This is a genomic window from Pseudomonas sp. 102515 (assembly GCF_031085165.1).
Taxonomy (GTDB): Bacteria; Pseudomonadota; Gammaproteobacteria; order Pseudomonadales; family Pseudomonadaceae; genus Chryseomonas.
Window position 1 is genome coordinate 137,331 of sequence record NZ_JAVHTY010000003.1, and the last position, 26,327, is coordinate 163,657.

General features: G+C 65.1%; 25 protein-coding genes. 19 read left to right on the forward strand and 6 right to left on the reverse strand.

All coding sequences use genetic code 11. The annotated features are described in order from the left end of the window. Positions 1-49: 49 nt before the first annotated feature. Positions 50-796 carry a LytTR family DNA-binding domain-containing protein gene (locus RCF34_RS12000; RefSeq protein ID WP_017639394.1) on the reverse strand — a complete coding sequence of 249 codons (747 nt, stop codon included), beginning with the start codon at positions 794-796 and terminating at the stop codon, positions 50-52. 4 nt (positions 797-800) lie between these two features. After that, the gene (locus RCF34_RS12005; RefSeq protein WP_308708370.1) at positions 801-1,877 is read right to left on the reverse strand and encodes a sensor histidine kinase; all 1,077 of its coding nucleotides are present in this window, start codon (positions 1,875-1,877) and stop codon (positions 801-803) included. Between the two features lie 128 nt (positions 1,878-2,005). On the opposite strand from RCF34_RS12005, the gene argH reads away from it, so the two are divergent. Together argH and RCF34_RS12015 are read left to right on the forward strand one after the other, a co-directional pair. Continuing rightward, positions 2,006-3,400, forward strand: a complete 1,395-nt coding sequence (gene argH / locus RCF34_RS12010; RefSeq protein WP_308708371.1) for an argininosuccinate lyase — start codon at positions 2,006-2,008, stop codon at positions 3,398-3,400. A gap of 331 nt (positions 3,401-3,731) precedes the next feature. Then, on the forward strand, positions 3,732-4,460 hold the full coding sequence (locus tag RCF34_RS12015; protein WP_271653329.1) for an endo alpha-1,4 polygalactosaminidase: 729 nt from the start codon (positions 3,732-3,734) through the stop codon (positions 4,458-4,460). A gap of 146 nt (positions 4,461-4,606) precedes the next feature. On the opposite strand, the gene RCF34_RS12020 is transcribed toward RCF34_RS12015, so the two are convergent. Further along, the gene (locus tag RCF34_RS12020) at positions 4,607-5,482 is read right to left on the reverse strand and encodes an NAD(P)-dependent oxidoreductase (RefSeq protein ID WP_308708372.1); all 876 of its coding nucleotides are present in this window, start codon (positions 5,480-5,482) and stop codon (positions 4,607-4,609) included. Between the two features lie 36 nt (positions 5,483-5,518). Beyond that, positions 5,519-6,505: a magnesium transporter CorA family protein gene (locus tag RCF34_RS12025; RefSeq protein WP_308708374.1), complete on the reverse strand. Its 987-nt coding sequence runs from the start codon at positions 6,503-6,505 to the stop codon at positions 5,519-5,521. Positions 6,506-6,560: 55 nt separating this feature from the next. Between RCF34_RS12025 and RCF34_RS12030 the strand changes: the two genes are divergently transcribed. Further along, positions 6,561-6,839 (forward strand): hypothetical protein, encoded by a 279-nt coding sequence (locus tag RCF34_RS12030; RefSeq protein WP_308708375.1) that lies wholly within the window; start codon positions 6,561-6,563, stop codon positions 6,837-6,839. On the opposite strand, the gene rnk is transcribed toward RCF34_RS12030, so the two are convergent. Beyond that, the gene (gene rnk, locus RCF34_RS12035) at positions 6,836-7,219 is read right to left on the reverse strand and encodes a nucleoside diphosphate kinase regulator (protein ID WP_308708376.1); all 384 of its coding nucleotides are present in this window, start codon (positions 7,217-7,219) and stop codon (positions 6,836-6,838) included. The two genes, RCF34_RS12030 and rnk, sit on opposite strands and share 4 nt — an antisense overlap. Before the next feature lie 192 nt (positions 7,220-7,411). After that, positions 7,412-7,741: an iron donor protein CyaY gene (gene cyaY, locus RCF34_RS12040; protein WP_059316577.1), complete on the reverse strand. Its 330-nt coding sequence runs from the start codon at positions 7,739-7,741 to the stop codon at positions 7,412-7,414. Between the two features lie 169 nt (positions 7,742-7,910). Between cyaY and RCF34_RS12045 the strand changes: the two genes are divergently transcribed. From RCF34_RS12045 to RCF34_RS12120, 16 genes are all read left to right on the forward strand, one after another. Further along, on the forward strand, positions 7,911-8,036 hold the full coding sequence (locus RCF34_RS12045) for a lipoprotein (RefSeq protein ID WP_007161378.1): 126 nt from the start codon (positions 7,911-7,913) through the stop codon (positions 8,034-8,036). Positions 8,037-8,045: 9 nt separating this feature from the next. Then, the gene (gene lysA / locus RCF34_RS12050) at positions 8,046-9,293 is read left to right on the forward strand and encodes a diaminopimelate decarboxylase (protein WP_308708377.1); all 1,248 of its coding nucleotides are present in this window, start codon (positions 8,046-8,048) and stop codon (positions 9,291-9,293) included. A gap of 10 nt (positions 9,294-9,303) precedes the next feature. Further along, entirely contained in the window at positions 9,304-10,134 is an 831-nt protein-coding gene (gene dapF, locus RCF34_RS12055; RefSeq protein ID WP_308708378.1) for a diaminopimelate epimerase, read from the forward strand. Further along, entirely contained in the window at positions 10,131-10,817 is a 687-nt protein-coding gene (locus RCF34_RS12060) for a DUF484 family protein (protein WP_308708379.1), read from the forward strand. Before dapF ends, RCF34_RS12060 begins: the two co-directional genes overlap by 4 nt. A gap of 15 nt (positions 10,818-10,832) precedes the next feature. Then, positions 10,833-11,726 carry a tyrosine recombinase XerC gene (xerC, locus tag RCF34_RS12065; RefSeq protein WP_308708380.1) on the forward strand — a complete coding sequence of 298 codons (894 nt, stop codon included), beginning with the start codon at positions 10,833-10,835 and terminating at the stop codon, positions 11,724-11,726. Further along, entirely contained in the window at positions 11,723-12,433 is a 711-nt protein-coding gene (locus tag RCF34_RS12070; RefSeq protein ID WP_308708381.1) for an HAD family hydrolase, read from the forward strand. The genes xerC and RCF34_RS12070 overlap by 4 nt, the downstream gene beginning before the upstream one ends. A 1,021-nt stretch (positions 12,434-13,454) precedes the next feature. Next, entirely contained in the window at positions 13,455-14,783 is a 1,329-nt protein-coding gene (locus RCF34_RS12075) for a pyridine nucleotide-disulfide oxidoreductase (protein ID WP_308708382.1), read from the forward strand. Positions 14,784-14,827: 44 nt separating this feature from the next. Next, entirely contained in the window at positions 14,828-16,000 is a 1,173-nt protein-coding gene (locus RCF34_RS12080) for a DegT/DnrJ/EryC1/StrS family aminotransferase (RefSeq protein ID WP_308708383.1), read from the forward strand. 19 nt (positions 16,001-16,019) lie between these two features. Then, positions 16,020-17,555 (forward strand): oligosaccharide flippase family protein, encoded by a 1,536-nt coding sequence (locus RCF34_RS12085; protein ID WP_308708384.1) that lies wholly within the window; start codon positions 16,020-16,022, stop codon positions 17,553-17,555. A 1-nt stretch (position 17,556) separates the two neighbouring features. Then, entirely contained in the window at positions 17,557-18,492 is a 936-nt protein-coding gene (locus RCF34_RS12090) for a glycosyltransferase (protein ID WP_308708385.1), read from the forward strand. Positions 18,493-18,549: 57 nt separating this feature from the next. Next, positions 18,550-20,763 (forward strand): polysaccharide biosynthesis tyrosine autokinase, encoded by a 2,214-nt coding sequence (locus RCF34_RS12095; protein ID WP_308708386.1) that lies wholly within the window; start codon positions 18,550-18,552, stop codon positions 20,761-20,763. Positions 20,764-20,810: 47 nt separating this feature from the next. Then, the gene (rfaH, locus tag RCF34_RS12100) at positions 20,811-21,341 is read left to right on the forward strand and encodes a transcription/translation regulatory transformer protein RfaH (protein WP_133860432.1); all 531 of its coding nucleotides are present in this window, start codon (positions 20,811-20,813) and stop codon (positions 21,339-21,341) included. Positions 21,342-21,376: 35 nt separating this feature from the next. Next, positions 21,377-22,375 (forward strand): glycosyltransferase, encoded by a 999-nt coding sequence (locus RCF34_RS12105; protein WP_308708387.1) that lies wholly within the window; start codon positions 21,377-21,379, stop codon positions 22,373-22,375. Beyond that, positions 22,372-23,619, forward strand: coding sequence for a glycosyltransferase family 4 protein (locus RCF34_RS12110; RefSeq protein ID WP_308708388.1), 1,248 nt, complete (start codon positions 22,372-22,374; stop codon positions 23,617-23,619). The genes RCF34_RS12105 and RCF34_RS12110 overlap by 4 nt, the downstream gene beginning before the upstream one ends. A gap of 31 nt (positions 23,620-23,650) precedes the next feature. Then, positions 23,651-24,739 carry a glycosyltransferase family 1 protein gene (locus RCF34_RS12115; RefSeq protein ID WP_308708389.1) on the forward strand — a complete coding sequence of 363 codons (1,089 nt, stop codon included), beginning with the start codon at positions 23,651-23,653 and terminating at the stop codon, positions 24,737-24,739. Positions 24,740-25,127: 388 nt separating this feature from the next. Continuing rightward, positions 25,128-26,327, forward strand: coding sequence for a glycosyltransferase family 4 protein (locus RCF34_RS12120; protein WP_308708390.1), 1,200 nt, complete (start codon positions 25,128-25,130; stop codon positions 26,325-26,327).

The following is a 26,327-nucleotide window of genomic DNA, read 5'->3' on the forward strand; positions in this document are numbered from 1 at the left end:
GACCGGCGCCGCTTCCGCGCTGCGCGCCGGTCATCGGCCCATGAACGCGTCAGATGCTGTGCATCAGGCGGCGCACACCGGCCACGTGGCGGCGGCTGACGGTCAGGGCGTCGCCGTTCATGCCCTTGAGGAACAGCTGGAAGTGGCCCAGGGGCGTACGCTGCAGGCGCTCGATCCGCTCGCGGGAGACCAGCGCATTGCGGTGGATGCGCACGAAGCGCTCGCCGAATTCGTCTTCCAGCGCCTTGAGCGGCTCGTCCAGCAGCACCTCGCCGCCGGAATGCCTCAGGGTCACGTACTTGTGGTCGGCGATGAAGTAGACCACGTCGTCCAGGGGGATCAGCTCGATGCCCTTGCGGGTCCGGGCGCTGATGTGGCTGCGCGGGCCCGGGCCACCGCTGGCCGGCGGCTTGGTCAGGGCGGCCAGCTGCATCCGGTTGGGACGCTGGGCCTTGCCCAAGGCGGCAGCCAGATCCTCCTGGCGTACCGGCTTGACCAGATAGCCGACGGCACTCACCTGGAAGGCGTCGAGCGCGTATTCGTCGTGGGCGGTCACGAAGATCACCGCGGGCGGCGATTCACGCTCGCAAAGACGCGCGGCCACTTGCAGACCGTCCAGACCCGGCATGCGGATGTCGAGCAGGACGATATCGGGCTTGAGGTTTTCAACCAAAGCGAGGGCTTCCTCACCGTTGGTGGCTGTTGGCTCCAGGGCGGTATAACCGTCCAGTTGCCCCACCAGACGGGCCAGACGCTCGCGCGCCAAGGGTTCGTCATCGACGATCAGGACATTCATAAGCTCAGGCTTCCCGCATGAGTCGCTCGCATGGATAGCGAAGAGACGTTGTATGCCGCTGGTCGCGGCGTTCGATTTTGAGACTCGCAGCTGGTCCGAAAAGTGCCGTCAATCGCGCCTCGATATTGCTTAAAGCTTGACGCGTGCCCTTGGGTGGGCGTGGCTGCTGCTCCACCTCGGGATCATAGGGGTTGCTGATGACCAGTTCGAACACCCCGTCCCGGTAGGTGGCGAAGATGGTCACCAGACCCCCTTCGATGCGTGGCGCGACGCCATAGATCAAGGCGTTTTCCAGCAGCGGCTGCAGGGTCAGTTGCGGAATCGGCAGGTCCGCCGGCACCCCGTCGACGTCCCATTGCAGTTGCAACCGGTCGCCCAGGCGCAGGCGTTCGATCTCCAGATAGCGGCGCGACAGTTCCAGCTCCTCGATCCAGCGCACCTTGGTGCCGGGCTGGGCGAGGCTGGCGCGAAACAGCGCCGACAGGTCCAGCACCGCGCGCTCGGCCTTGTCGGCGTCCAAGGCGACGAGGCTGGCGATGCTGTTCAGGCTGTTGAACAGGAAATGCGGGCGAATCCGCGCCTGCAGCGACTCGATGCGCGCCTGCAATTCGGCCTGCTGCTGGCGGCGCCACTGGCTTTGCAGCCAGAAATAGCGCAGCAGCAGCATGGACATGATCAGGGCGATCAGTGCATGTCTCATGTACAGCCGCACCTCGCCGACCCGCTGCAGCGGTCCGGCCAGCTGCAGCCAGTCGGCCACCAGGGTGCAGAGCAGGGTCAGGGCCACTACGATGGCGCAGCAGAAGCCGCCCGCCACCACCGGCCGATGACGCGCCAGCCAGGGCCGCAGGCGACAGAGCAATGCCGCCGACAGCAGCACGATCCACTGCACGAACAGCGACACCAGCGCCAGGCGGATCCAGTTGAATTGCAGGGTGAAGGGTTCCGCCAGCACCAGCACCAGCACCAGCAACTCGGCCAGCACCACCAGCACGAGCAGGGCTTCCGGTTCGCAGAGCGCCGGGACGAAGAAGTCGTCGACCTTGACCGGTCGGGGGGTTTTACGGCGTTCGAGTATCATTCGGGCAGTGTGGGTCAGATACCACTCGTCGGCAAGTCGGCTCCGCTGATTCGGGCCGGAACCCGCGCAGGACTGCTATCATCGGCCTTCTCCTACCCTTACCGACAAGCCCAGCAGCAGGCCGATCCATGAGCAGCGAAAAAACCAACCAGTCCTGGGGCGGACGCTTCAGCGAACCCGTCGACGCCTTCGTCGCCCGCTTCACCGCCTCGGTGGACTTCGACAAGCGCCTCTACCGCCACGACATCCTCGGCAGCCAGGCCCATGCGCGCATGCTGACCCAGGCCGGGGTGCTCAGCGAAGCCGAGCGCGACGCCATCGTCGCCGGGCTGGACGAGATCCGCGGCGAGATCGAGGCCGGTACCTTCGAGTGGCGCGTCGACCTGGAAGACGTGCACATGAACATCGAGGCGCGCCTGACCGAGCGCCTGGGCGTGGTCGGCAAGAAGCTGCACACCGGGCGTAGCCGCAATGACCAGGTGGCCACCGACATCCGCCTGTGGCTGCGCGACGAGATCGACGCCATCCTCGTCGAGTTGAATCGCCTGCAGGAAGGCCTGCTGCAACTGGCCGAGACCGAAGCCGACACCATCATGCCCGGCTTCACCCATCTGCAGACCGCCCAGCCGGTGACCTTCGGCCACCACCTGCTGGCCTGGTTCGAAATGCTCTCCCGCGACCATGAGCGCCTGGTCGACTGCCGCAAGCGCGTCAACCGCATGCCCCTGGGCAGCGCCGCACTGGCCGGCACCACCTACCCCATCCAGCGCCAGGTCACCTGCGAACTGCTGGGCTTCGAAGCCATCGGCGGCAATTCCCTGGATGGCGTCTCGGATCGCGACTTCGCCATCGAGTTCTGCGCCGCGGCCTCCCTGGCGATGATGCACCTGTCGCGCTTTTCCGAAGAGCTGGTGCTCTGGACCAGCGCCCAGTTCCAGTTCATCGACCTCCCAGATCGCTTCTGCACCGGCTCCTCGATCATGCCGCAGAAGAAGAATCCCGATGTGCCCGAGCTGGTCCGGGGCAAGACCGGCCGCGTGTTCGGCGCCCTCACCGGCCTGCTGACCCTGATGAAGGGCCAGCCGCTGGCCTACAACAAGGACAACCAGGAAGACAAGGAACCGCTGTTCGACGCCGCCGACACCCTGCGCGATTCCCTGCGCGCCTTCGCCGACATGGTCCCGGCCATCAAGCCCAAGCGCGAGATCATGCGCGAGGCAGCGCGCCGCGGCTTCTCCACCGCCACCGACCTCGCCGACTACCTGGTGCGCAAGGGCCTGCCCTTCCGCGACTGCCACGAGATCGTCGGCCATGCGGTGAAGTACGGTGTGGACAGCGGCAAGGACCTGGCCGAGATGAGCCTGGATGAACTGCGTCGTTTCAGCGACCAGATCGAGCGGGACGTCTTCGCCGTCCTGACCCTGGAAGGCTCGGTCAACGCCCGCGACCATATCGGCGGTACCGCTCCGGCCCAGGTCCGCGCCGCCGTGCAACGCGGTCGCGCGCTGCTGGGCCAGCGCTAACCCCGTCACTGCGCTTCTCGCTCACCCCTTGGCGGGGCGGGCGAGCAGGCCGCCGGCCGAAGACCCTACCCCTGCCGCTCATCGGCAGCGCGAACGGGCGCAAGTGCTCATTCCACCGTCCAGCAGGCGCCTGATCCGACGGCAAGGGCTCTAGGCCAGGGCTCTCTGCGGAAAGGGACTTGAAAGCCCGTCAGACGATGGCCGACCAGCCGTTGATAGGTACGACGACTGGCGCTCAGGACGGCGACCGGGCAGCCGATACTGGAGACTTGACCAGCCGTTCGAGTCAAGCCTCATGCGCCCTTCAGCCTGTTCCATCCTGCTTTGCGGAATGTTCGCCGCGGCTTCCAGCCAGGCCGCCCTGCCGCCGCCGCTGCCACAGACGCTCACCTGGCATGTCCAGCTGAACGGCGTGCTGCAAAAGCCCAATCGTACCCTCTACGACATCGACCTCTATGACACCAGCAAGGCGGTGATCGCCAACCTGAAGGGCAATGGGAAGACGGTGATCTGCTATTTCAGCGCCGGCACCTGGGAAGACTGGCGACCCGATGCCGCCCTCTATCCCAAGGCGGCCCTGGGCAAGGCGCTGGACGCCTGGCCGGGCGAACGCTGGCTGGACATCCGCCGCGCCGACGTCCGCGTATTGCTGGCCAAGCGCCTGGACCTGGCGGTGCAGAAGGGCTGCCAGGGCGTGGACCCGGACAACGTCGACGGCTTCAGCAATCCCAACGGCCTCAAGCTGACCAAGGCCCAGCAGCTGGACTTTCTCAACTGGCTGGCCGACGAGGCACACAAGCGCAGTCTGCTGGTGGGCCTGAAGAATGCCGTTGACCTGGTGCCGAGCCTCTACACCAAGTTCGACTTCGCCCTCAACGAGAGCTGCTACGACTACGCCGAGTGCAACGCCTACAGCTACTTCCGCACCCAGAAGAAGCCGGTGATGATCATCGACTACGGTCTCTACAGCACCAAGCGCTGCAGCCAGGCCAAGACCTCCGGCTACAACCTGCAGTTCTACCCACTGTCGCTGGCGGCGCTGGGCACCGCCTGCAAGTAGCCGCGAGAGCCTATTCAAAGGCTCGCGAGCTAGAGCCAAACAAGGCGAAAAGGCCTGAGGAAGCGGAGTTTACGAGTGGTAAATGAGCATTCCGAAGGCCTTTTCAACGTAGTTTGGCCGACGCGCAGCAGACTTTGAGCAGGCTCTCAGTCGAGGCCGGCCTTTTTGTGGGACCGCTGCCCCAGCGCGACCCAGTCCAGATCGCCCTCGCCCTGGGCGACGGCCTCCAGCAGGTTGTCTCTCAGGACGCTGGCGAAGGGTAGCGGCACCGCCTTCTCCTGACCGGCCGCCAGGGCCAGGCCGACGTCCTTGAGCCCCAGGCTGAGCTTGAAGGCCGCGGGCGAGAACTGTCGCTCGGTCAGCAGGCGACCATAGTTCTGGTACACCGGCGCGGCGAACAGGGTGCTGGTGAGGATCTCCAGCAGCGCCGCCGGCTCCACGCCATAGCTGCGTGCCAGAGCGGTGCTCTCGCCCATGGTCTCGATGGCGCTGGCGATCATGAAGTTGCCGGCGATCTTGACCACATTGGCCTGCCGCGGCGCCGCGCCCACCGGCCAGGTCTTGCGCCCCAGCACATCGAGCAGCGGCTGGACACGCGCGATCGCCTGCGGGTCCCCCGCCACCACGATGTTGAGCTGGCCACTGGCGGCCACGTCGGTGCGCCCGAACACCGGCGCCGCCACATAGCCCACGCCGGCCTCGGCATGGCGCACGACCAGTTCGTCGACCAGGGCCACCGACAGGGTGGCCATGCTGACGTGGATCAGTCCGGCCCGCGCCCGTTGCAGGGCGCCACTGTCGAGGATCACCTCGCGGGTGGCGGCGTCATTGGCCAGGATGCTGAAGACCACCTCCACGTCGAAGGCCTCCGCCGGCGTCGCCGCCGCGCGGGCGCCCTGCTCGACCAGGGTCTGGACCGGCTCCGGGGAGCGATTCCAGACCACCACCTCATGCCCGGCCTTGAGCAGATTGGCGGCCATGCCCTGGCCCATGCCACCCAGGCCGATGAATCCGATACGCATAGATTTGCCTCCTCGAGATGCGATGGATGCCGCCGGCTACAGCCAGCGGCGAAACTTGAACCAGGCATAGGGAATCAGCGCCGAGACCACCATGGCGCCCAGCGCCAGCGGATAGCCGAAACGCCAGTCCAGCTCCGGCATGACCTTGAAGTTCATGCCGTAGATGGTGCCCACCAGGGTCGGTGGCAGGAACAGCACCGAGGCGATGGTGAACACCTTGACGATGTTGTTCTGCTCCACGCTGATCAGCCCCAGGGTGGCGTCGAGCAGAAAGCCGATCTCGCCGTTCATCTTGGTCTGGTAGTCGCTCAGCGAGCGGACGTCGCGTTCCAGCGTCTTGAACCAGGTCTTGGCCGTACCGGAGATCCAGGTCGCCCCCGCTCGCCGCAGGTAGGAGACGATGCGATTGATGCCCAGCAGACTCTCGCTGAGCTGGGCCAGCAGCTGGTTGCTGCGACCCAGCTGCTTGACGATGGATTGCAGATCGGTCTTGGGCTGCTGGTTTTCCTGATGGGGATCCAGGGGTTCGCGAAACACCGCCTTGGCCAGGCGATTGAGGTGCGCCTGCACCGATTCGAGGATGTCGGCCACGCGGTCCACCAGGCTGTCCAGCAGCGAGGCGAAGATGACATCGCTGCGACAGTGCTGGCTCGCCTGCTGCTGGGCCTTGCCGAGAAAGGTCTTGAAGGCGGCCAGTTCGGCGTAGCGCACCGTCACCAGCCACTCGGGCGTCAGCACGAAATTGACCACCGAGGCCTGCGGCTGATGCTCGCTGAAGCCGCTGACCACCGTGGTGGTCAGGTGCAGGGCCTGGTCGGTCTGATAGAGTCGCGAGGATTCCTCGATCTCGGCGATTTCTTCCCGGGTGGGGATGTCCATCGCCAGCGCCTGCTCCAGATAGCGCTCTTCCGCCTCACTGGGATCGAGCAGATCGACCCAGAGCAGATCCGCGGGCAGCGGGTCTCCCGGCGACAAGGGCTGCGCGACCAGCTCGTCGGCGGATAGGCGATAGCAGGTGATCATCGAGAAGACTCCAGGCCAGAATCAGGGGTCGCACTGTAACAAAAGGTATCCAGACATGATTGACCACGCCGATGACGAAGAATCCTTCGTGTCCTCCCATCTGATCGAAGCGGTGGAGAATCAGCTCGCCGCCGGCGAGCCGGACTATGTCCAGGCCGTACTCAACAAGCTGACCCTGGTCGGCTATGACCGCGAGGAAGCGGTGCTGCTGATGGCCCAGGCGCTGTCCTGCGAGATCGCAGCCATGCTCGACGCCGACCGTCCCTTCGACGGCGCCCACTACGAGCGCCTGTTACGGGCCCTGCCGGACCTGCCCGAGGTCGCGGACGACTAGGCCTCGGCCGGCTCCAGCGCCAGCAGCTCCACCTGCTGCTCCTTGCCGCCGGGCACCGGCCAGCTGAGGTGCTCGCCGGGCGTCGCCCCGAGCAGCGCGCTGCCGGCCGGCGCCAGCACCGAGACCCGGCCCTCGCCACCGGCGTCCTCCGGATAGACCAGCACCACCTGGTACTCCTTGCCGGTATCGGTCTCGCGGCAGCGTACGCGCGAATTCATGGTGACCACCGCGCCGATCTCCTCGGGCGCCACCACCCGGGCCTGGGACAGTTCCTCGTCCAGGGCCTCGGCCACGGGCCCGAATTCGGGCAGGGCGTCGAGCAGCCTTTCGAGACGGGGCAGGTCGACGGCGGAAACGGTGATGGGCGATGCATGGCGCATGGCGGACTCCTGGAGGACAAGACGACGCGGCCCCTGCCGCGAGCAGCGGCGGACCAACGGGATGACGGGCAACAGACGCCCAGTGGGAAGCCGCGACACGGGCGGCAAAAGAAAACGGCGCTCGAAAGGCGCCGTTAGGTCACGCTAGCACAGGGGTCGCGGCAGAGGTCAAGCCGCACCGACCACAGGTCGTTACAGCCCGGGCAGGGCCACGCTCTCGCCGGTCTGCTCCAGGGTCACCCGCACCAGCAGCGCGCCGAGGGTCTCGGACGAGGTGTCGCAGATCCAGCTCTGGCCATCCCAGTCGAAGTGATAGCCACCCGAACGCGCCGCCACCCAGAGCTGCACCAGCGGCGGCTGGCGGCTGAGAATGACCTGGCTGCCGTTGTCGAACTTGATCGTCAGCACGCCGCCGGCATTTTCCAGATCGAGGTCCAGCCCGCTGTCGTCATAGGCATCTTCGACCTGGCGCTGGGTCTGGTCGACGAGGTGATGGAATTGCGCTTCGCTGAGCCGGCTCATGGCGATCCTCGAAAGAAGGGAAAGAATCGCCGCACGGTAGCGGGCCGCCCACATGACGTCCAGTCGCGGCTGCTGCCGGCAGCTGCGCTTCAGCCATCCGGGCGTGTCAAAGAGTCGCTCAACCCCGTTATACTCCGGGCAATATTCGCCTGAATAAAGGTTTAGCGTCATGAAGCGCCTGTCTCTCCTCTTCATCGCCTGCGCCTGCCTGCTGGCCGGCTGCGGTCAGAAAGGCCCGCTGTACCTGCCCGACGACCAGAAAGCCGCCAAAGAACACCGCCACGACGTGTTCTAAGGAGCCACCATGGAAGTCTTCGCTGTCCGTGCAGGTGAACTGCATGCGGAAGGGGTAGCCCTGAGCGCCGTGGCGCAGGAATTCGGCACCCCCGCCTACGTCTATTCGCGAGCGCACATCGAGGGCCAGTACCGCGCCTATACCGATGCGCTGGCCGGTCTGCCACACCTGGTCTGCTTTGCCGTCAAGGCCAACTCCAACCTCGGCGTGCTCAATGTCCTGGCCCGCCTCGGCGCCGGCTTCGACATCGTTTCCCGCGGCGAACTGGAGCGCGTCCTGGCCGCCGGTGGCGATCCGCACCGGGTCGTGTTCTCCGGGGTCGGCAAGGCCCGTGACGACATGCACCGCGCCCTGGAAGTGGGCGTGCACTGCTTCAACGTCGAATCCACCGACGAGCTGGAGCGGCTGCAACAGGTGGCCGCGGAGCGGGGTGTGGTCGCGCCGATCTCGCTACGGGTCAACCCCGACGTCGACGCCGGTACCCACCCCTACATCTCCACCGGCCTCAAGGAAAACAAGTTCGGCATCGACATCGCCGACGCCGAGGCGGTCTACGCCCGCGCCGCCGAGCTGCCGAATCTGCACATCCTCGGGGTGGACTGCCACATCGGCTCCCAGCTCACCACCCTGCCGCCCTTCCTCGACGCCCTCGACCGCCTGCTGGCGCTGATCGATCGCCTCGCCGAGCGCGGTATCGTCCTGCGCCACCTGGACCTCGGCGGTGGCCTGGGCGTGCGCTATCGCGACGAGCAGCCGCCGCTGGCCGGCGACTACATCCAGGCCATCCGCGAACGCATCGCCGGGCGCAACCTGACCCTGGTGTTCGAACCCGGCCGCTTCATCGTCGCCAACGCCGGCATCCTGCTGACCCGCGTGGAATACCTCAAGCACACCGCCCACAAGGATTTCGCCATCGTCGACGCGGCGATGAACGACCTGATCCGTCCGGCGCTGTACCAGGCCTGGATGGCGGTGGAGCCGGTGGCCGCGCGCCAGGGCCAAGCCCGCCGCTACGACCTGGTCGGCCCCATCTGCGAGACCGGCGACTTCCTCGCCAAGGACCGCGAGCTGGTCCTGGCCGAAGGCGATCTGCTGGCCATCCGCTCCGCCGGGGCCTATGGCTTCACCATGAGTTCCAACTACAACACCCGTGGCCGTGCGGCCGAGGTGATGGTGGATGGCGACCAGGCGCACCTGGTCCGTCGGCGCGAGACGCTGGAAGAACTCTTCGCAGGCGAGAGCCGGCTGCCGGCCTGAGGGGAGATCCATGCAACTGCGCTTCACCAAGATGCACGGTCTGGGCAACGACTTCATGGTCCTCGACCTGATCAGCCAGCACGCGCACATCCAGCCCAAGCACGTTCGCCTGTGGGGTGACCGCAAGACCGGTGTCGGCTTCGACCAGCTGCTGATCGTCGAGACCCCCAGCACCCCGGACGTGGACTTTCGCTATCGCATCTTCAACGCCGATGGCTCCGAAGTCGAACAGTGCGGCAATGGCGCCCGCTGCTTCGCCCGCTTCGTCTTCGACAAGCGCCTGACGGTCAAGAAGCAGATCCGCGTCGAAACCCGCGGCGGCATCATCGAGCTGCTGCTCAAGAGCGACGGCCAGGTCCGCGTCGACATGGGCGCACCGCGCCTGCAGGCGGCCGAGATCCCCTTCATCGCCGAGACGGAGACCCTGAGTCATGCCGTCCAGGTCGAGGGCGAGACGGTCGAGCTGGCGGTGGTCTCCATGGGCAATCCCCATGGCGTGCTGCGGGTCGCCGATGTCGACCAGGCGCCGGTACTCACCCTCGGGCCCAAGCTGGAATGCCATCCGCGCTTTCCGCAAAAGGCCAACATCGGCTTCCTGCAGATCATCGACGCCCAGCGCGCCCGTCTGCGGGTCTGGGAACGCGGCGTCGGCGAGACCCGCGCCTGCGGCACCGGCGCCTGCGCCGCCGCGGTGGCCGGTATCCGCCAGGGCTGGCTGAAATCGCCGGTCAGCATCGAATTGCCGGGCGGCCTGCTCAACATCGAGTGGGACGGCGTCGGTCAATCGGTACTCATGACCGGTCCGGCCACCCGCGTCTACGAAGGCCAGGTAAGAGTATGAGCGACATCCCCGAACTGACCGCGGACCAGGTCGCCGACTGGCTGCTGGACCATCCGCACTTCTTCGCCGATCGCGAAGAGCTGCTGGCGGAGATGCGCGTGCCCCATCAGCGGGGTACCGCCATCTCCCTGGTCGAACGGCAACTGGGTCTGCTGCGCGATCGCAATGGCGAGATGCGCCATCGCCTGACCCACCTGATGGACGTAGCGCGGGACAACGACCGGCTGTTCGACAAGACCCGTCGGCTGATCATCGGCCTGCTCGACGCCAACAGCCTCGAAGAGGTGATAGGCACCGTCGAGGACAGCCTGCGCCATGAATTCAAGGTGCCCTACGTCGGCCTAATCCTGTTCCACGAGCATCCCCTGCCGGTCGGCCGCAGCGTCACGCCTGCCGAGGCACAAAAGGTGATCGGCGGCCTGCTGGGCGGCGAGAAGACCACCAGCGGTGTCCTGCGCGCCCACGAACTGGCCTTCCTGTTCGGCGACTCGGCCAAGGAAGAGGTCGGCTCCGCGGCCGTCGCCGCCCTCTCCCACCAGGGCCTGCATGGCGTCCTGGCGATCGGCAGCCCCGATCCCCAGCACTATCGCAGCAGCCTGGGCACGCTGTTCCTGAGCCACGTGGCGGAAGTCCTGGCGCGGGTACTGCCGCGCTTTCCCGTCCCCTTGCGTACGGTGCGCTGAGCCCGGGAGCGGAGCATGCAGGTCCAGCTCGATGCCTATCTCGACCACCTGCGCCTGGAGCGCCAGGTTTCGCCCCACACGCTCGACGGCTACCGACGCGACCTGCGCAAGCTGCTGACCTTCGTCGAAGCCGAAGGCCTGAGCGACTGGGGCGGCCTGGACAGTCGCCGCCTGCGCGCCCTGATCGCCCAGCTGCACCGGGCCGGCGCCTCCAGTCGCAGCCTGGCGCGGCTGCTGTCGGCCTGCCGCGGCTTCTATCTCTACCTGATCCGCGAAGGCCACTGCAGCCAGGACCCGGCCCATGGACTCACGCCCCCCAAGGCACAGAAGGCCCTGCCCAAGGTGCTCGACGTCGACCGCTCCATGCAGCTGCTCGATGGCGCCGTGGAGGACGACTTCCTCGGCCTGCGTGATCAGGCGCTGCTGGAGCTCTTCTACAGCTCCGGACTGCGACTCGCCGAGCTGGTAGGGCTGGACCTCGCGGACGTGGATCTGGCCCAGGGGCTGGTCCAGGTACGCGGCAAGGGCAACAAGGAGCGGGTGCTGCCCATCGGCAGCAAGGCCCGAAACGCCCTGGAGGGCTGGCTCAAGGTCCGGCTCCAGGCCGCACCGCGGGACGACGCCCTGTTCATCGGTCAGCGCGGTCTGCGCCTGACGCCTCGCGCGGTACAGCTGCGGGTGCGCGAGGCCGGCGTGCGCGAGCTGGGCCAGCACCTGCATCCGCACATGCTCAGGCACAGCTTCGCCAGCCACATGCTCAGCGCCTCCGGCGATCTGCGCGCGGTGCAGGAGTTGCTCGGCCACGCCGACATCGCCACCACCCAGATCTACACCCACCTGGACTTCGGCCAACTCGCCGAGGTCTATGACAAGGCGCACCCCCGCGCCAAGCGCAAGGCCAGCCGATGACGATTCGCCTCGTGACCTTCGACCTCGACGACACCCTTTGGGAAATCGCGCCGGTCATCCACTCCGCCGAAGCCCTGCTGCGCGACTGGTTCGCCGCCTCCGCGCCGCGGCTGGGCAGCGTTCCGGTCGAGCACCTCTGGGCGATCCGCGATCGCCTGCTGCAGCAGGACGCTGGTCTCAAGCACCGGGTCAGCGAGATGCGCCGTCGCGTCATCCATCAGGCGCTGCTCGATGCCGGCTATATCGAACCCGAGGCCGCCCAGCTGGCCGAAGCGGGCTTCGCGGTCTATCTGGCCGCTCGCCAGCAGGTCACCCTGTTCGACGACGTCCACCCCACCCTGGAGCGCCTCGCCGATCGCTATACCCTGGGGGTGCTGACCAATGGCAATGCGGATGTCCAGACCATCGGTCTGGCCGACTACTTCCGCTTCGCCCTGAATGCCGAGCAGCTGGGCGTCGGCAAACCCGACCCCACGCCTTTCCGCGAAGCCCTGCGTCTCACTGGCATCGCCGCCGACGCCGCCGTGCACGTGGGCGACAACCCCGTGGATGACGTCCAGGGCGCGCAGCGTGCGGGCATCCGCGCCGTATGGTTCAACCCCTTGCGGCATCCCTGGATGGATCCAGGCAAACCGGATGCGGAAATTCGCAGCCTGGGCGAGCTCCCTGCCGTGCTGGCAGGCTGGTCGGACAAATCGAATCAATAGTCATACAAAATTATGGAAAGCTGATTTTTTAGCACTCGCCAGCCGTCCGCTTAATCCTTCGATTCTGATAACCAATCGCCAAAATATTCGTCACATTTGTCGCCTTTGATAGCAATCACTTTGCGACCCCTTTCACCAAATGCTCCGGGGTCGGACGATTTTTTGCCAAGCACGCCTCATTTGCTTATCGATTCCCGAATAACAACGACGCCAATAGCCGTCTCGCTGACCAAATCTTCCTCGCGGACCTTGCGTTGACAGTCCAAACCCTTTTGACAATCATTGCCACAGGTTCGAAGTAGCGCTGGGATTGCGCGCTGGACCTGCTGCCGTACAGGTCAGGGAAGACAGCATTACCTCCCCCTCCTCTGCGTCTCGCCGATGGCTTCTCAAGTTCCTGTCTGCTGCGTTGTCGGGTCTTGATATCGGTAAATAACCCTCTGTTCATCCTGTCCAGGTGCAAACCCGTGCGGTAGCCATGTCCGAACAGGACCGGTTGCAGCCAAGACACGGCAAACCTGTGCGGTAGCCACGCCCAGGCGCTGGACAGACAGGGACGATCAGCATGCCAGCGAGTACCTGCAGGAATACATGGATGTCACCTGGACCGGACTTAACTCTTTTCGCTTACTCAACTTCGATCCTGCCTAAAAACAGCCAAGCGAATGGCTGCCCAGGCAAGTGAACTTCAGCACGATCCCGCGCCCTGTGTTCCAGGCCGGCATTAGTCCGAAAAGATTGAAAATGCCAGGCAGATGGTCTTGTGCACGTTTGCGAAGTTCTGGTACCGGCGCCCAAGCATTAGTTATCGGTAACGGCTACCGCCGGTACCGACCGACATTCATCAGACGGTCATTAATTCAATAAAGATTAAAACGATCCGCTGCATTTCTTGCTGACTGCCGGGCACTGCGAAAGCCAGTTTCAACAACGTTAATTGCGCCCTAACGCGCACAGAGAGGAAGACCCGATGGCAAGGAATGACCTGTCGGAATCGACATTAGGATGTCTAATTGGCGGCATGGGTCCGGCCGGCCTGGGCTTCCTGTTCAATGCCATCAAGCGTGGCGCCCTGAAGGAACTCGCCCAGGCCGGCACCGTCATCGTCGATGCGGGTAGCGAACTGGGTGCCGGCAAGCTGGGTGACTATCAGATCATCGCCAACTCGGTGAGCGACGTCTTTCTGGACTGCCTGCGCGATCCGCTGCTGGCACCCATCCTGGCCCCGCTGCAAGCGTCCCCGACCTTTCGCCACCTCAAGCTGAATGCCCAGGAAGCACCGGCGCTGCCCATCGTCGGCCAGCTCTTCCAGCAGGCCGCCGGCCTGGTCCTGCCCTGGCTCGAACGCCAGTACGGCATCCCCACCTGGCGCCAGACGCGCATCACTGAAGTCACCTGCGAAGGCTCGAGCCATGTCGTCTGGCTGGAGCAGGCCGGCGCCATCCGCCGCGTCCGCACCTCCAGCCTGGTACTGAACCTGGGCGGCAAGCAGACCCGGTCCAGCTTCGAGGAGAGCATCCAGGCCATGGGCCTGCAACTGCCCCAGAGCGCCTCGATCGACAGCTCCGACAACCTGCTGCGCCTGCAACCCGAAGCCCTGCGCCAGCGCTATCGGGCCCGCCTCAAGGATGGCGGGCCGATCTGCGTGGTCGGCGGCTCCCACAGCGCCTTCTCCGCCCTGGACAACCTGGCCAGCGCCCTGCACCACGATGGTCTGCGCGAACTGACCCTGGTCCATCGCTCACCGATCCGGCTGTTCTACGAGACCGCCGCCGAAGCCCTGGCCGCCGGCTACGCCTTCGACCCGCTGCAGGACATCTGCCCCATTTCCAGGCGGGTCAATCGCTCCGGCGGATTGCGCTACCGCGCCCACGAGATCGGCCGCCAGGTCCTTGCCGGCCAGGGCATCGGTGGTACCCCGGTCAAGGTCAGGACGCTGCAACTGGATGGCAGCGCCGAACGACTCGCCAGTGCCCAGGCGCTGTTCGACAGCGCCGCCCTGCTGGTACAGGGCATGGGTTACCAGCCCATCGTGCCCGAGCTGCGCTGCCAGGACGGCCGTCCGCTGACCCTGCGCACCCTGCGCGGCGGTCTGGACTCCGATGCCGCCGGCAGCCCGCTGGACCAGCATGGCCAGCGCCTCAAGGGCCTGCACCTGTTCGGCCTGGGCTCGGGACTGGCAGTGGATCCCCGCCTGGGGAGCGAGGCGTCCTTTTCCGGACGCATCTACGGGGTCTGGCAGTTCCACAACGATGCCAGTCGCGAGGCCCTGGAGTCGGTTCTGGAACGTCTGGACAAGCCCGGCGCCGCCTTCCGGCGACCGGCCAGCCCGGTCGCCGAACACGCTTGACCGAACCGACACGTATCAAGGACTCGATAAGCAGGTACCGGATCATGATCAATGTGACCAAGCCCTACCTTGGCGATAAGGAACGCTTCAAGGCGTATATCGACAAGATCTACGCCAACAACTGGATCACCAACCAGGGTCCTCTGCACGCTCAGCTCGAAGAGCGCCTGCGCGACTATCTGGGCGTCAGAAACATCATCCTGGTCAACAACGGTACCCTGGCCCTGCAGGTCGCCTATCGCGCCCTGGGCCTGACCGGCAGCGCCATCACCACGCCGTTCAGCTTCGTCGCCACCACCAGCACCCTGCACTGGGAAGGGATCCGGCCGGTCTTCGCCGACATCCATCCGGAAACCTGGAACCTGGATCCGGCCAACGTCGAAGCCGCCATCGAGCATGACACCTCGGCCATCGTCGCCACCCACGTGTTCGGCAATCCCTGCGACGTGCGCGGCCTGCAGCAGGTCGCCAACCGCCACGGCCTGAAGGTCGTCTACGACGGCGCCCATGCCTTCGGCACCCTGTTCGAAGGCCGCTCGGTACTGCAGTGGGGCGACATCACCACCGTCAGCTTCCACGCCACCAAGCTGTTCCACACCATCGAAGGCGGTGCGATCATCACCGAGGACGACGAGCTCGCCGAGCGCATCCGCCGCATGATCAACTTCGGCATCGTCGATGCCGAACGCATCGAAGGCGTGGGCATCAACGCCAAGCTCAACGAGGTCTCCGCGGCCATGGGGCTGTGCATCCTCGACGAGCTGGAAGACATCCTGGCCCGCCGCGCCGTCATCGGTCAGCACTATGAAAGACGCCTGCAGGGCACGTTCGACCTGCAGCGCCCCACCTACGGCACCCAGCTGAACTACAGCTACTTCCCGGTGGCCCTGCGTGACGAGCCGAGTCTGCTGGACACCAAGAAGGCCCTGAACGCCGTCGGCATCAATCCGCGCCGCTACTTCTATCCGTCGCTGGAAACCCTGGATTACCTGCAGCCCCAGGCGATCAAGCCGGTCTCGCGCAAGCTGAGTCACCGCATCCTCTGCGTGCCGCTCTATCCGGACCTGCCGCAGGCGACCCAGGACCTGCTGATCGACACCCTGCTCCTGGCGCAGCAGAAAAAGACCAGCATGGAATCCCTGCGGGCACTCATCACCCCGGCACAGTTGCTGCCGAGCTGGGATTTTCCCGGCGACTCCTCTCCTGCCCTAACTTGATCCTGGCCCGCTATCTCCCATGACCAGTCCCGCGAAAGTGTCGGTGTTGCGCAACACCCTGATCAACTATGCCGGCCAAGCCTATGCGCTGCTGATCGGCATCTTGATCCAGCCGATGTATCTCGGTCATCTGGGTGCCGAAACCTATGGTCTGATCGGCTTCTTCGCCGTGCTGCAGACCTGGCTGCAACTCCTCGACGTCGGCATTTCCGCCTCCCTGGTGCGCGACGTCGCCCATGGCCGGGGCCAGACCGGCGCCGGGCGCACCCGCGGCCAGCTGCTGCGCTCGCTGGAATTCATCTTCATCCCCCTGGCGACCCTGGCCTTCGTCGCCATCGAGCTGAATTCGGACTGGATGGCGGGCCACTGGCTCAACGTCCAGGGCCTGCCCACGGAGACTGTGGCCCACTGCATCGGCCTGATGGGGCTGATGATCGCCTTCCGCCTACTGTCGACGCTGTACAAGAGCGGGGTCCAGGGGGTCGAGCTGCACGGCTGGCTGAATCTGGTCAATGTGCTGATCGCCACGGTGCGCTACTTCGGCGGCCTGATCCTGGTGATGTGGATTTCCCAGGAGCCCCTGGACTTCTTCGTGTTCCAGGCCTTCGTCGCCGTCTTCGAGATGCTGGTCTATGCGCTCAAGGCCTATCGGCTGCTGCCCAACCCCACCTGGTGGAGCGGCTTCGACTGGCAGCGGGTGAAGCCCATCGTGCCCTTCGCCCTGAGCATGTCCTTCACCTCGATCCTGTGGATCGCCCTGACCCAGCTCGACAAGCTGGTGCTGTCCAAGGCGCTGCCCCTGGCCGAGTACGGCTACTTCAGCCTGGTGGCGCTGATCTCCACCGGCATCGTCACCCTGACCAACCCGCTGGTACAGGCGCTGCTGCCGCGCATGACGGTGCTGGTGTCCCAGGACAAACCGCTCGAACTGGAACGGCTCTATCGCAACGCGGCGCGCTTCGCCTTCGCCATCCTGCTGCCGCTGGCGGCCATGGTGGCCTTCCACGGCGAAGCGCTGGTCTTCGCCTGGACCGGCGACAAGGTCTCCGCCCACTGGAGCGAGCCGATCCTGTTCTGGTACGCCCTGGGCTCGGCGCTGCTCGCCCTGAGCCAGTTCCAGTTCTACCTGCAGTACGCCTACGGCAAGTTGCGCCTGCACGTCTGGTACAGCCTGGTATCCGCGGCCATCTCGGTGCCCATCGTGATCCTGGTGGTCCTGCACTACGGCGCCTATGGCGCGGCGCTGGCCTGGTTCTTCATGCGCCTGATCCCCTTCGTGATCTGGCCGATGATCGTCCACGGCCGCTTCGCGCCGACTCTGCAGCGCTACTGGAACCAGGACCTGCTGGTGGCCGTGGTGGTGACCGCCATCGGCGTGGGCCTGAGCAAGCTGCTGTACCAAGAGATTCAACCGCAGGAGCGGTTCGCCATCCTGGCCACCCTCGCCCTGGGCGGTGGCCTGACCCTGGTGCTGATGGCGCTGAGCTACGTGCTCTGTTCTCCGAAACAGACCCGCTCGCGCCTGTTTTCCCAACTCTACAAAGCAGGTATCTGACATGGACGCTCGGACCGAAGCAGAGATCATGAAGCACTGGCCGACGGATTGCAGTCGGCCGGTCGCCAGCATCGTCTGCCTGACCTTCAACCATCGTGACTACATCGGCCAGGCCATCGACGGCTTCCTGCGCCAGCAGACCGATTTCCCCTTCGAGATAATCGTCAACGACGACGCCTCGACCGATGGCACCCGGGACATCCTCCAGGACTACGAGCGCCGCTACCCCCGGCTGATCCGCCTGATCCTGCAAAAGGAAAACCAGTACAGCCAGGGCAAGCCCTATGGCATGCCGGTGTTCCAGCACGCCCGCGGCGACTACATCGCCTACTGCGAAGGCGACGACTACTGGAACGATCCGCGCAAGCTGCAGCTGCAGGTGGACTTCCTGGAGAACAACCGGGACTACGCCCTGACCTTCCACGCCTCCTATGCCTTCAACAGCAAGGGGATCGTCAATCCGCAGCGTTTCGATGGCCAGGATCACTACGATCGCAGCGAAACCGACCTGAAGAAGGCGCTACCGCTGTCCACCCTGACCGCCTGCTTCCGCAATGTCCTGCGGGAACTGCCGCCGGAGCTGGAAACCGCCGCGCTCATGGACATCGTCTGGTGGTCGCTGCTCGGTGCCCACGGCAAGGGCAAGTTCATGGATGAGATCCGCCCCGCCGCCTACCGCGTGCACGAGGGCGGGATCTTTTCCATGCGTGCCAGCCAGAAGCGCCTGCAGATGGATCTCCACACCCAGTACTGCCTGGCCAACTACTACTACCGGCTGGGCGAGCGCGACCTGCATGTCTTCTTCCTGCGCCAGGTCCTGAGTCTTTCGCTGTCCTCGATTCCACCGACGCAGAAGGTCAAGGCGCTCCTGCGGGCGGTGAGCAACATCACCCTCAACATCGGCCGACGCTTCGCCCCCAAACGCGTCACCTACTGAACTTACACAGAGCAGTTTTCCGGCTGCGCTGTATCCAGCTAAAAGGAAGGGACCCCAATGACCGTCATGCAGCGCTCTTCGTTCGAACAACACGAAGAACAACACCTGGATCTCAAGACGATGGCCCTCACGCTTCTTGACCACAAGAAGCTGATCGCGGGCATCACCGCGGGCTTTCTGGCCGTGGGCATCGCCTACGCCGTGCTGTCCACCCCGCAGTACGTCGCCGGGGCGATGATCCAGATCGAACCCAAGAAGAATGCGCTCACGGCGGTCGCCGAGACCGTGGTGCGACCCAATTCGGCCTCGCCGGCCGTGGCCGAGATCGAGCTGCTGAAGTCGCGCGCGGTGCTGACCAAGACCGTGGAGAACCTGCGCCTGGACATCGAGGCCAAGCCGCGCTTCTTCCCGCTGATCGGCCACTACCTGTGGCGCCACTACGAAGCCGACAAGCCGGGTCAGCTGGCGGACAGCTGGCCGCAACTGCGTGGCTTCGCCTGGGGCGGCGAGCAGATCGACGTCTTCCAGTTCGACGTCCCGGACGACATGTACGGCGAGACCCTGACGGTGGTCGCCGGCAGCAACGGCCGCTATCGCCTGCTGGACAAGGACAAGCAGCCCCTGCTCGACGGCCAGGTCGGCCAGATGGCCGCCGGGAACGGCTACCGCATGCAGATCAAGACCCTGACCGCGCGCCCCGGCACCGAATTCAAGGTCACCCGCAATCGCGTCATCACCACCGCGCAGCTCTATCAGAATCGCATCAAGACCAGCGAAGCCGGCAAGGAGTCGGGGATCATCTACCTGTCCCTGGCGGACGAGAATCCCGACCTGGCCAAGAGCGTCCTGTCCGAGATCAGCCGCCTGTACGTCATGCAGAACGTCGAACGCAGCTCGGCGGAAGCCGCCCAGCGCCTGGACTTCCTGCGCGGCCAACTGCCGGCGGTGCGCAAGGACCTGGAAAGCGCCGAAGCGGCCCTGAACAGCTATCAGACCAACAGCCGCTCCGTGGACATCAGCCTGGAAACCAAGGGCGTCCTGGACAAGATCGTCACCCTCGACACCTCCATCTCCCAGCTCAAGCTCAAGCAGGCCGAATACGATCGCCTCTATACCCGCGATCACCCCAGCTACAAGACCCTGCTGAACCAGCTCGCCCAGCTGGAAGTGGAAAAACGCAGTCTGCAGCGCAAGGTGGAAGCCCTGCCCAGCACCCAGCAGGAACTGCTGCGCCTGAACCGCGACATGAAGGTCACCAACCAGACCTATCAGCTGCTGCTGAACCAGGCCCAGGAACAGGACATCATCCGCGCCGGCACCATCGGCAACGTGCGCCTGGTCGACAACGCCGACGTCAACCTCGACGAGCCGGCCACCAACCGCAAGATCGCGCTGATCCTGTCGCTGCTGCTGGGTCTGGTGACCTCCGTGGTGGTGGTCTTCGTCCGCCAGGCCTTCCAGAAGGGCATCGAGAATCCGGACACCGTCGAGCAGATCGGCCTGCCGGTCTATTCCACCCTGCCCTTCACCAAGGACCAGGAGCGCCTGAATCGTCGCCTGAAGAAGAAGACCCGTACCGGCGAACCCAATCTGCTGAGCGTGGTGCAGCCGGCCAACCTGGCGGTGGAATCCCTGCGCAGCCTGAGATCCAGCCTGCACTTCGCCATGCTGGAAGCCAAGAACCGGGTGATCATGATTTCCAGCCCGACCCCGGGCGTCGGCAAATCCTTCGTCTCCAGCAACCTCGCGGCCGTGGTCGCCCAGTCGGGTCAGCGCGTGCTGCTGATCGACGCCGACATGCGCAAGGGCTATCTGCACCGCGTGTTCGGCCTGCAACCGCAAGCCGGCCTGTCCGAGCTGCTGACCGGTCGCAGCAAGCTGCGTGAAACCATCGTGCCGAGCGGTATCGCCCAACTGGACATCATCAGCTGTGGCCAGGCCGCGCCGAATCCCTCGGAGCTGCTGATGCACGCCAACTTCTCCCGTCTGCTGGACGAAGTGGGCAGCCTCTACGACCTGGTGATCATCGATACCCCGCCGATCCTGGCGGTGACCGATGCCGCCCTGGTGGGGCGCCTCGCCGGCACCACGCTGCTGGTCACCCGTTTCGGTCAGAGCACCCTCAAGGCGGTGGAGAACTCCCGTCGTCGCTTCGCCCAGAACGGTATCACCATCAAGGGCGCCATCCTCAACGGCGTACAGCGCAAGGCCTCGATGGCCATCGAGGACGATGGCGCCTACGGCTACTACGAATACGGCCCCCGTACCTGATACGCCGCTCCGCCGCGCCTGACTGCCCCTAGAGAAGGAACTCGCCCATGACGCTCGCCCATCCCGCCGGTCACTGGTATCTGGTGCAGACCAAGCCCAATCAGGAAGTCCGCGCCGAAGAAAACCTGAGCAGACAGGGTTATGTCTGCTTCCGGCCCCAGCGCGAGCGCAAGGCCTCCGGCAGAAGTCGTGCGAGCGGCAGCGAGTCGCTGTTCCCGGGGTATCTGTTCATCCAGCTCAACGATGTGAACGACAACTGGTACCCCATCCGCTCGACGCGCGGCGTCAATCGGATCGTCAGTTTCGGCACCCAGCCGACGGCCGTGAGCGAAGGCATCATCGACGATATCCGCCAGCGACTCGCCGCGCTGGCGGAGCCCGCACCCAGCCATCAGCCCGGTGAGACCGTGCGGGTGCAGTACAGCCAGGAGCTGGAAATGGACGCCGTGTTCCTGAGCGCAGATGGCAACGAGCGGGCCATCATCCTGCTACGCATCCTGCAACGCGAACAACGGGTCAGCGTCGCTCTTGATCAACTGTCGGCAGTCGCCACCGTCAACCAGCGGCTGCGCGCCTGACCAAGAACTGTAAGGCCCTTTGGAGGAATCTATTCATGCAATGCAAGACCACGGTCGTTACCGTCACCTACGGCAATCGCCTCGGCTATCTGGAGCAGCTGGTCACCCGCGCCCTGGCCGAACGCACCATTCACCAGGTCGTCGTGGTGAGCAATGCGGCGACGGTGTCGCTGGATAGCCTCGAAGCCCGCTGGCCCGGTCAGGTCAAGGTGATCGCCCTGAGCGAGAACACCGGTTCCGCCAACGGTTACGCCGTGGCCCTGGAAGCGGCCCTGGCCACCGATACCACCCATATCTGGATGATGGACGACGACAACGCACCCCTGGGCGATGCCCTCGACGTGCTGCACCGTCGCCTCGACGAACTCGGCGCCGTCCACGGTCGCGACAAGGTCGCCGTGCTCGGCTACCGGCCGACCCAGCAGGCCGACATCGCCCAGTGCATCCCGACCAGGATGATCACCCAGCCGCGTTCGAGCTACTTCGGCTTCCACGTGGCCCGCATCCCCTACAAGATCTGGCGCCGCCTGCCCTGGGGCCGTCCGCGCGGGGGCCAGCCGGAAGCCTTGGTCGAGCTGCCCTTCGCCCCCTATGGCGGCATGCTCGCCCACCGCAGCCTCTATGAGCGCATCGGCCTGCCCCTGCGCGAGTTGGTGCTCTACTCCGATGACACCGAGTACACCTACCGCATCACCCAGGCCGGCGGAAAGCTGTTCATGGTCACCGAGGCGGAGCTCGAAGAACTGGAGCATTCCTGGAACATCAAGGAAGGCACCAGCAACGTCTACCAGAACTACCTGCAGGCCGGCTCGGACTTCCGTGCCTACTACGCCGCGCGCAACCAGGCCTGGTTCGACAAGAACGTCTGGGCCAGCTCCCGGCCGATGTACAGCCTCAACCGCTACGTCTTCCACACCCTGCTCAAGCTATTCGCCCGTGACGACAAGAGCCGTCAGCGCCTGGCGCTGATCCGGCAGGCGGTCCAGGACGGCGAAACCGGCGCGCTGGGAATAAACCGCAGCTATCCGCTATGAAACTGCTCTTTCTCAACAGCTTCTATCCGCCCCATGTGGGCGGTGGCGCGGAGCTCATCCTGCAACGCAGCGTGGAAGGCTTCCAGCAGCGCGGTCACGACGTGGCCGTGCTGGTGACCGGTCCCGAGCAGGGTGTGCGGCAGGAGACGGTGAACGACGTTCGCGTCTATCGCGCCGGGCTGAAGAATTTCTACTGGCCCCTGACCCAGCAGCGTCCCGGTCCGCTGGCGCGCTTCGGCTGGCACTTTCGCGACCAGTACAACAGCGCGATGCGGGCGCCCCTGCGCCAGGTGCTGCAACAGGAAAAGCCGGACCTGGTGGTGTGCCACAACCTGTCCGGCTGGTCGGTCGCGGCCTGGGACGAGATCCGCGCCAGCGGCGTTCCCATCGTGCAGGTGCTGCACGACATGTACCTGCTGTGCCCGAAGAACACCCTGTTCAAGAAGGGCCAGAGCTGCCAGAAGCTCTGTGGCAGCTGCGCCGCCCTGCGCCGGCCCCACGCCGAGCAGTCCGCCAAGGTGGATGCCGTCGTCGGCGTCAGTCGCTACCTGCTGGATACCATCGTCAACAAGGGCTACTTCGGCGGCGTTCCGCGCCAGGTCATCCATAACGCCAGCCTGATCGCCGGCAGCAATGCCGAGACCGCGCCCCCCAATCCGGACGGCGTCGTCCGCTTCGGCTACATGGGCACCCTGTCGGAGAACAAGGGCGTGGGCTGGCTGATCGAGCAGTTCCAGCGGCTGTCGCTCAACGCGACCCTGACCATCGCCGGCAAGGGCCAGCTGGATTACGAAACCCAGCTCAAGGCCATGGCCGATCCGCAAAGGGTCCACTTCGTCGGCTATCAGAAGCCCGAGGCCTTCTATCGGAGCATCGACGTCTTCGTCGCGCCGTCGCTGTGGGCCGAGCCCTTCGGCATGGTCGCCGTCGAGGCCTGCGCCTTCCGGAAACCGGTCATCGCCAGCCGCATGGGCGGCCTGCCGGAGATCGTCCGCGATGGCGTCAACGGCCTGCTCTGCAACCCCGACGACCGCGACTCCCTGGGCCGCGCCCTGCAGTGCCTGCACGACGATGCCGAGCTGCGCCAGCGACTGAGTCTGCTGAGTCGTACCGCGGTGGCCGATCTGCTGAGCATGGACACCATGCTCGACCAGTACCTGGCGCTTTTCGAGGACGTCCTGGGCAAGGCGCAACACGGCTCCGCCAAGCAGCTTCACGTACCTCACACACAGCTTTCCAACTGATCCATCCCAGGTCACGGCAACGGGCAGAATCATGATCATCGTCAATTCCCGCTTCATCACCCAGGATCTTCGCGGCGTTCAGCGCTTCGCGGAATGCATCTCGCTGGAGCTGGCGAAGCTGAGATCCGACCTGCGTTTCGTCGCGCCGCCCGGTGTCGTCAGGCCCGACGTGGCCAAGCGGCTGAACATCGAGATCATCGGCACCCGCCAGGGCCAGCGCTGGGAGCAATGGGACCTGCCGAACTGGCTGAAGAGCCAGGGCAGCCCCCTGCTGCTGTCGCTGTGCAGCACGGCACCGCTGCTCTACACCAACCAGATCGCCACCCACCACGACATCAACTACGTGCGCTTTCCCGAGAGTTACTCGTGGAAATTCCGCACCTCGTACCGCTGCCTGATCCCCATGCTGCTCAAGCGCTCGAATGCCCTGATCACCGTGAGTGAGTTCTCCCGGGACGAGATCTCGCGCTTCTATCGCTACCCGAGCGACTCGATCACGGTCGTGCCCAACGCCGTCGCCGACGCCTTCACCCTGGAGCCGCGGATCGACAGCGCCGACATCCCCTATCTGCTGGCGGTGTCCTCGCCCAGCTACCACAAGAACTTCTCGCGGATGCTGGAAGCCTTCGCCGCCCTACCGCGGGATCTGAAGGTCGAATTGCGCATCGTCGGCGACAGCCACGCCGTGTTCGGCCAGAGCGATCTGGCGACCCTGGCTGCCAGGGATCCGCGGGTCAAGCTGCTCGGCCGCATCGACGATGCCGAACTGGCGCGCCAGTATCGCCAGGCCACCGCCTTCGTCTTTCCGTCGCTCTACGAGGGTTTCGGCATCCCGCCCCTCGAAGCCCAGGCCTGCGGCTGCCCGGTGATCTCGGCCAATACCGCCTCCATGCCGGAAGTGCTGCAGGACAGCGTCCTCTACTTCGACCCCTACGAGACGGCCAGCATCACCCAGGCGATGCGCACCATCCTCCAGGACGCACCGCTCAGAGAAGCGCTCCGCGCCAAGGGCCTGGCCAACATCCAGCGCTTCAACTGGCAGACCTCCGCGAGAAAGGTCTCCGACCTGCTGGACAGCGCCCTGGCGACCGCCTCGAAGGCCACGGCCAGGGCCGCCTGAAACGACCACAGCACAATAATTCAGCGATCAAGAACTCATGGAAGAGACAAGCAACGCCATGGCAGGCCAGAGCCGTTCCTCGGTACCCCTGGCGCTCGACAACGACACGAGAACGTCCGGGCGCGCCCTTCAGCTCGCTGAATGCCACCTTCTGCAAGGAGGCTCGGCAGAGACCGCGGAATGCCCGGATAACGCCGATTCTTGCGAAATGCCTGCAACAGACACCGTCTTTGCAAAAAGCCCAACCATCAAGTTGCACGCGCTCGACGGCCCTTCGGACAGCATCGAGATAACCCGGCTGCCCTGGGGATATGCAGTGACCAGAAAGACCGGCACTCCATGAGTCAGCACCAGCACTTGATTTCATTTCACGCTTAAGGAAGACGACATGAAAATCGCCATCGTTCACGATTGGTTGGTAACCTTTGCTGGCGCCGAACGCGTGCTTGCCGAACTGCTCGATATCTGGCCGGAGGCGGACCTGTTCAGCGTGATCGACTTCCTCTCGGACGAGGATCGGGCGCAGTTGCAGGGCAAGCGGGCGACCACCACCTTCATCCAGCGCCTGCCCCAGGCCAAGAAGCGCTACCAGACCTACCTGCCGCTGATGCCGCACGCCATCGAGCAACTCGACCTGTCCGGCTACGACCTGATCATCTCCAGCAGCCATGCGGTGGCCAAGGGCGTCCTGACCGGTCCGGACCAGCTGCACATCAGCTATGTCCACTCGCCCATCCGCTACGCCTGGGACCTGCAGCACCAGTACCTCAAGGAAGCCGGTCTCGACCGCGGCCTCAAGGGCAAGCTGGCGCGGGTCATCCTGCACTACGTACGGATCTGGGATCAGCGCACCGCCGCTGGTGTGGACGCCTTCGTCGCCAACTCCCACTTCATCGCCCGGCGCATCAGCAAGGCCTATCGCCGCGAAGCCAAGGTCATCTATCCGCCGGTCGACATCAGTCGCTTCACGCCCAGCGGCGGCAAGGAGGACTTCTATCTCACGGCGTCGCGCATGGTGCCCTACAAGCGCATGCCGATGATCGTCGAAGCCTTCAGCTCGATGCCCGACAAGAAGCTGGTGGTGATCGGCGCCGGCCCCGAATTCGAGAAGGCCAAGGAAGTCGCCGGCCCCAATGTCACCCTGCTGGGCTACCAGGACTTCGACTGCCTGCTGGACCACATGCGCCGGGCGCGGGCCTTCGTCTTTGCCGCCGAGGAAGATTTCGGCATCACCCCCATTGAAGCCCAGGCCTGCGGTACCCCCGTCATCGCCTATGGCCGGGGTGGCGTCCTGGAAACCGTGCGTGGCCTCGATACGGCCCATCCCACCGGCGTCTTCTACCCGGAGCAGAGCGTAGCCTCGCTATGCGCCGCCGTGCGCCAGTTCGAGGCCCTGGAAACGCCGATCAGCCAGCAGGCGTGCCGGCAGAATGCCGAGCGCTTCGCCACCAAGCGCTTCCGTCAGGAAATGCGGGCCTTCGTCGAAGCCCGGGTCGCCGCCCTGCACCTGCCGGCCGATCTGGATCTGGAGATCGTCACGCCCTTTCCCAGCAAGGGCCTGCAACCGAGTTCGCTGAGCACGGCCTGA

Coding starts and splice junctions, on each gene's coding strand:
- RCF34_RS12095 (WP_308708386.1), top strand. CDS start 18,550: ATGACCGTCATGCAGCGCTCTTCGTTCGAACAACACGAAGAACAACAC.
- RCF34_RS12005 (WP_308708370.1), bottom strand. CDS start 1,877: ATGATACTCGAACGCCGTAAAACCCCCCGACCGGTCAAGGTCGACGAC.
- RCF34_RS12025 (WP_308708374.1), bottom strand. CDS start 6,505: ATGATCACCTGCTATCGCCTATCCGCCGACGAGCTGGTCGCGCAGCCC.
- RCF34_RS12115 (WP_308708389.1), top strand. CDS start 23,651: ATGATCATCGTCAATTCCCGCTTCATCACCCAGGATCTTCGCGGCGTT.
- RCF34_RS12110 (WP_308708388.1), top strand. CDS start 22,372: ATGAAACTGCTCTTTCTCAACAGCTTCTATCCGCCCCATGTGGGCGGT.
- RCF34_RS12000 (WP_017639394.1), bottom strand. CDS start 796: ATGAATGTCCTGATCGTCGATGACGAACCCTTGGCGCGCGAGCGTCTG.
- cyaY (WP_059316577.1), bottom strand. CDS start 7,741: ATGAGCCGGCTCAGCGAAGCGCAATTCCATCACCTCGTCGACCAGACC.
- RCF34_RS12105 (WP_308708387.1), top strand. CDS start 21,377: ATGCAATGCAAGACCACGGTCGTTACCGTCACCTACGGCAATCGCCTC.
- rfaH (WP_133860432.1), top strand. CDS start 20,811: ATGACGCTCGCCCATCCCGCCGGTCACTGGTATCTGGTGCAGACCAAG.
- RCF34_RS12070 (WP_308708381.1), top strand. CDS start 11,723: ATGACGATTCGCCTCGTGACCTTCGACCTCGACGACACCCTTTGGGAA.
- RCF34_RS12045 (WP_007161378.1), top strand. CDS start 7,911: ATGAAGCGCCTGTCTCTCCTCTTCATCGCCTGCGCCTGCCTGCTGGCC.
- RCF34_RS12030 (WP_308708375.1), top strand. CDS start 6,561: ATGATTGACCACGCCGATGACGAAGAATCCTTCGTGTCCTCCCATCTG.
- argH (WP_308708371.1), top strand. CDS start 2,006: ATGAGCAGCGAAAAAACCAACCAGTCCTGGGGCGGACGCTTCAGCGAA.
- xerC (WP_308708380.1), top strand. CDS start 10,833: ATGCAGGTCCAGCTCGATGCCTATCTCGACCACCTGCGCCTGGAGCGC.
- RCF34_RS12015 (WP_271653329.1), top strand. CDS start 3,732: ATGTTCGCCGCGGCTTCCAGCCAGGCCGCCCTGCCGCCGCCGCTGCCA.
- RCF34_RS12075 (WP_308708382.1), top strand. CDS start 13,455: ATGGGTCCGGCCGGCCTGGGCTTCCTGTTCAATGCCATCAAGCGTGGC.
- RCF34_RS12060 (WP_308708379.1), top strand. CDS start 10,131: ATGAGCGACATCCCCGAACTGACCGCGGACCAGGTCGCCGACTGGCTG.
- RCF34_RS12080 (WP_308708383.1), top strand. CDS start 14,828: ATGATCAATGTGACCAAGCCCTACCTTGGCGATAAGGAACGCTTCAAG.
- RCF34_RS12090 (WP_308708385.1), top strand. CDS start 17,557: ATGGACGCTCGGACCGAAGCAGAGATCATGAAGCACTGGCCGACGGAT.
- rnk (WP_308708376.1), bottom strand. CDS start 7,219: ATGCGCCATGCATCGCCCATCACCGTTTCCGCCGTCGACCTGCCCCGT.
- RCF34_RS12085 (WP_308708384.1), top strand. CDS start 16,020: ATGACCAGTCCCGCGAAAGTGTCGGTGTTGCGCAACACCCTGATCAAC.
- dapF (WP_308708378.1), top strand. CDS start 9,304: ATGCAACTGCGCTTCACCAAGATGCACGGTCTGGGCAACGACTTCATG.
- RCF34_RS12120 (WP_308708390.1), top strand. CDS start 25,128: ATGAAAATCGCCATCGTTCACGATTGGTTGGTAACCTTTGCTGGCGCC.
- RCF34_RS12020 (WP_308708372.1), bottom strand. CDS start 5,482: ATGCGTATCGGATTCATCGGCCTGGGTGGCATGGGCCAGGGCATGGCC.
- lysA (WP_308708377.1), top strand. CDS start 8,046: ATGGAAGTCTTCGCTGTCCGTGCAGGTGAACTGCATGCGGAAGGGGTA.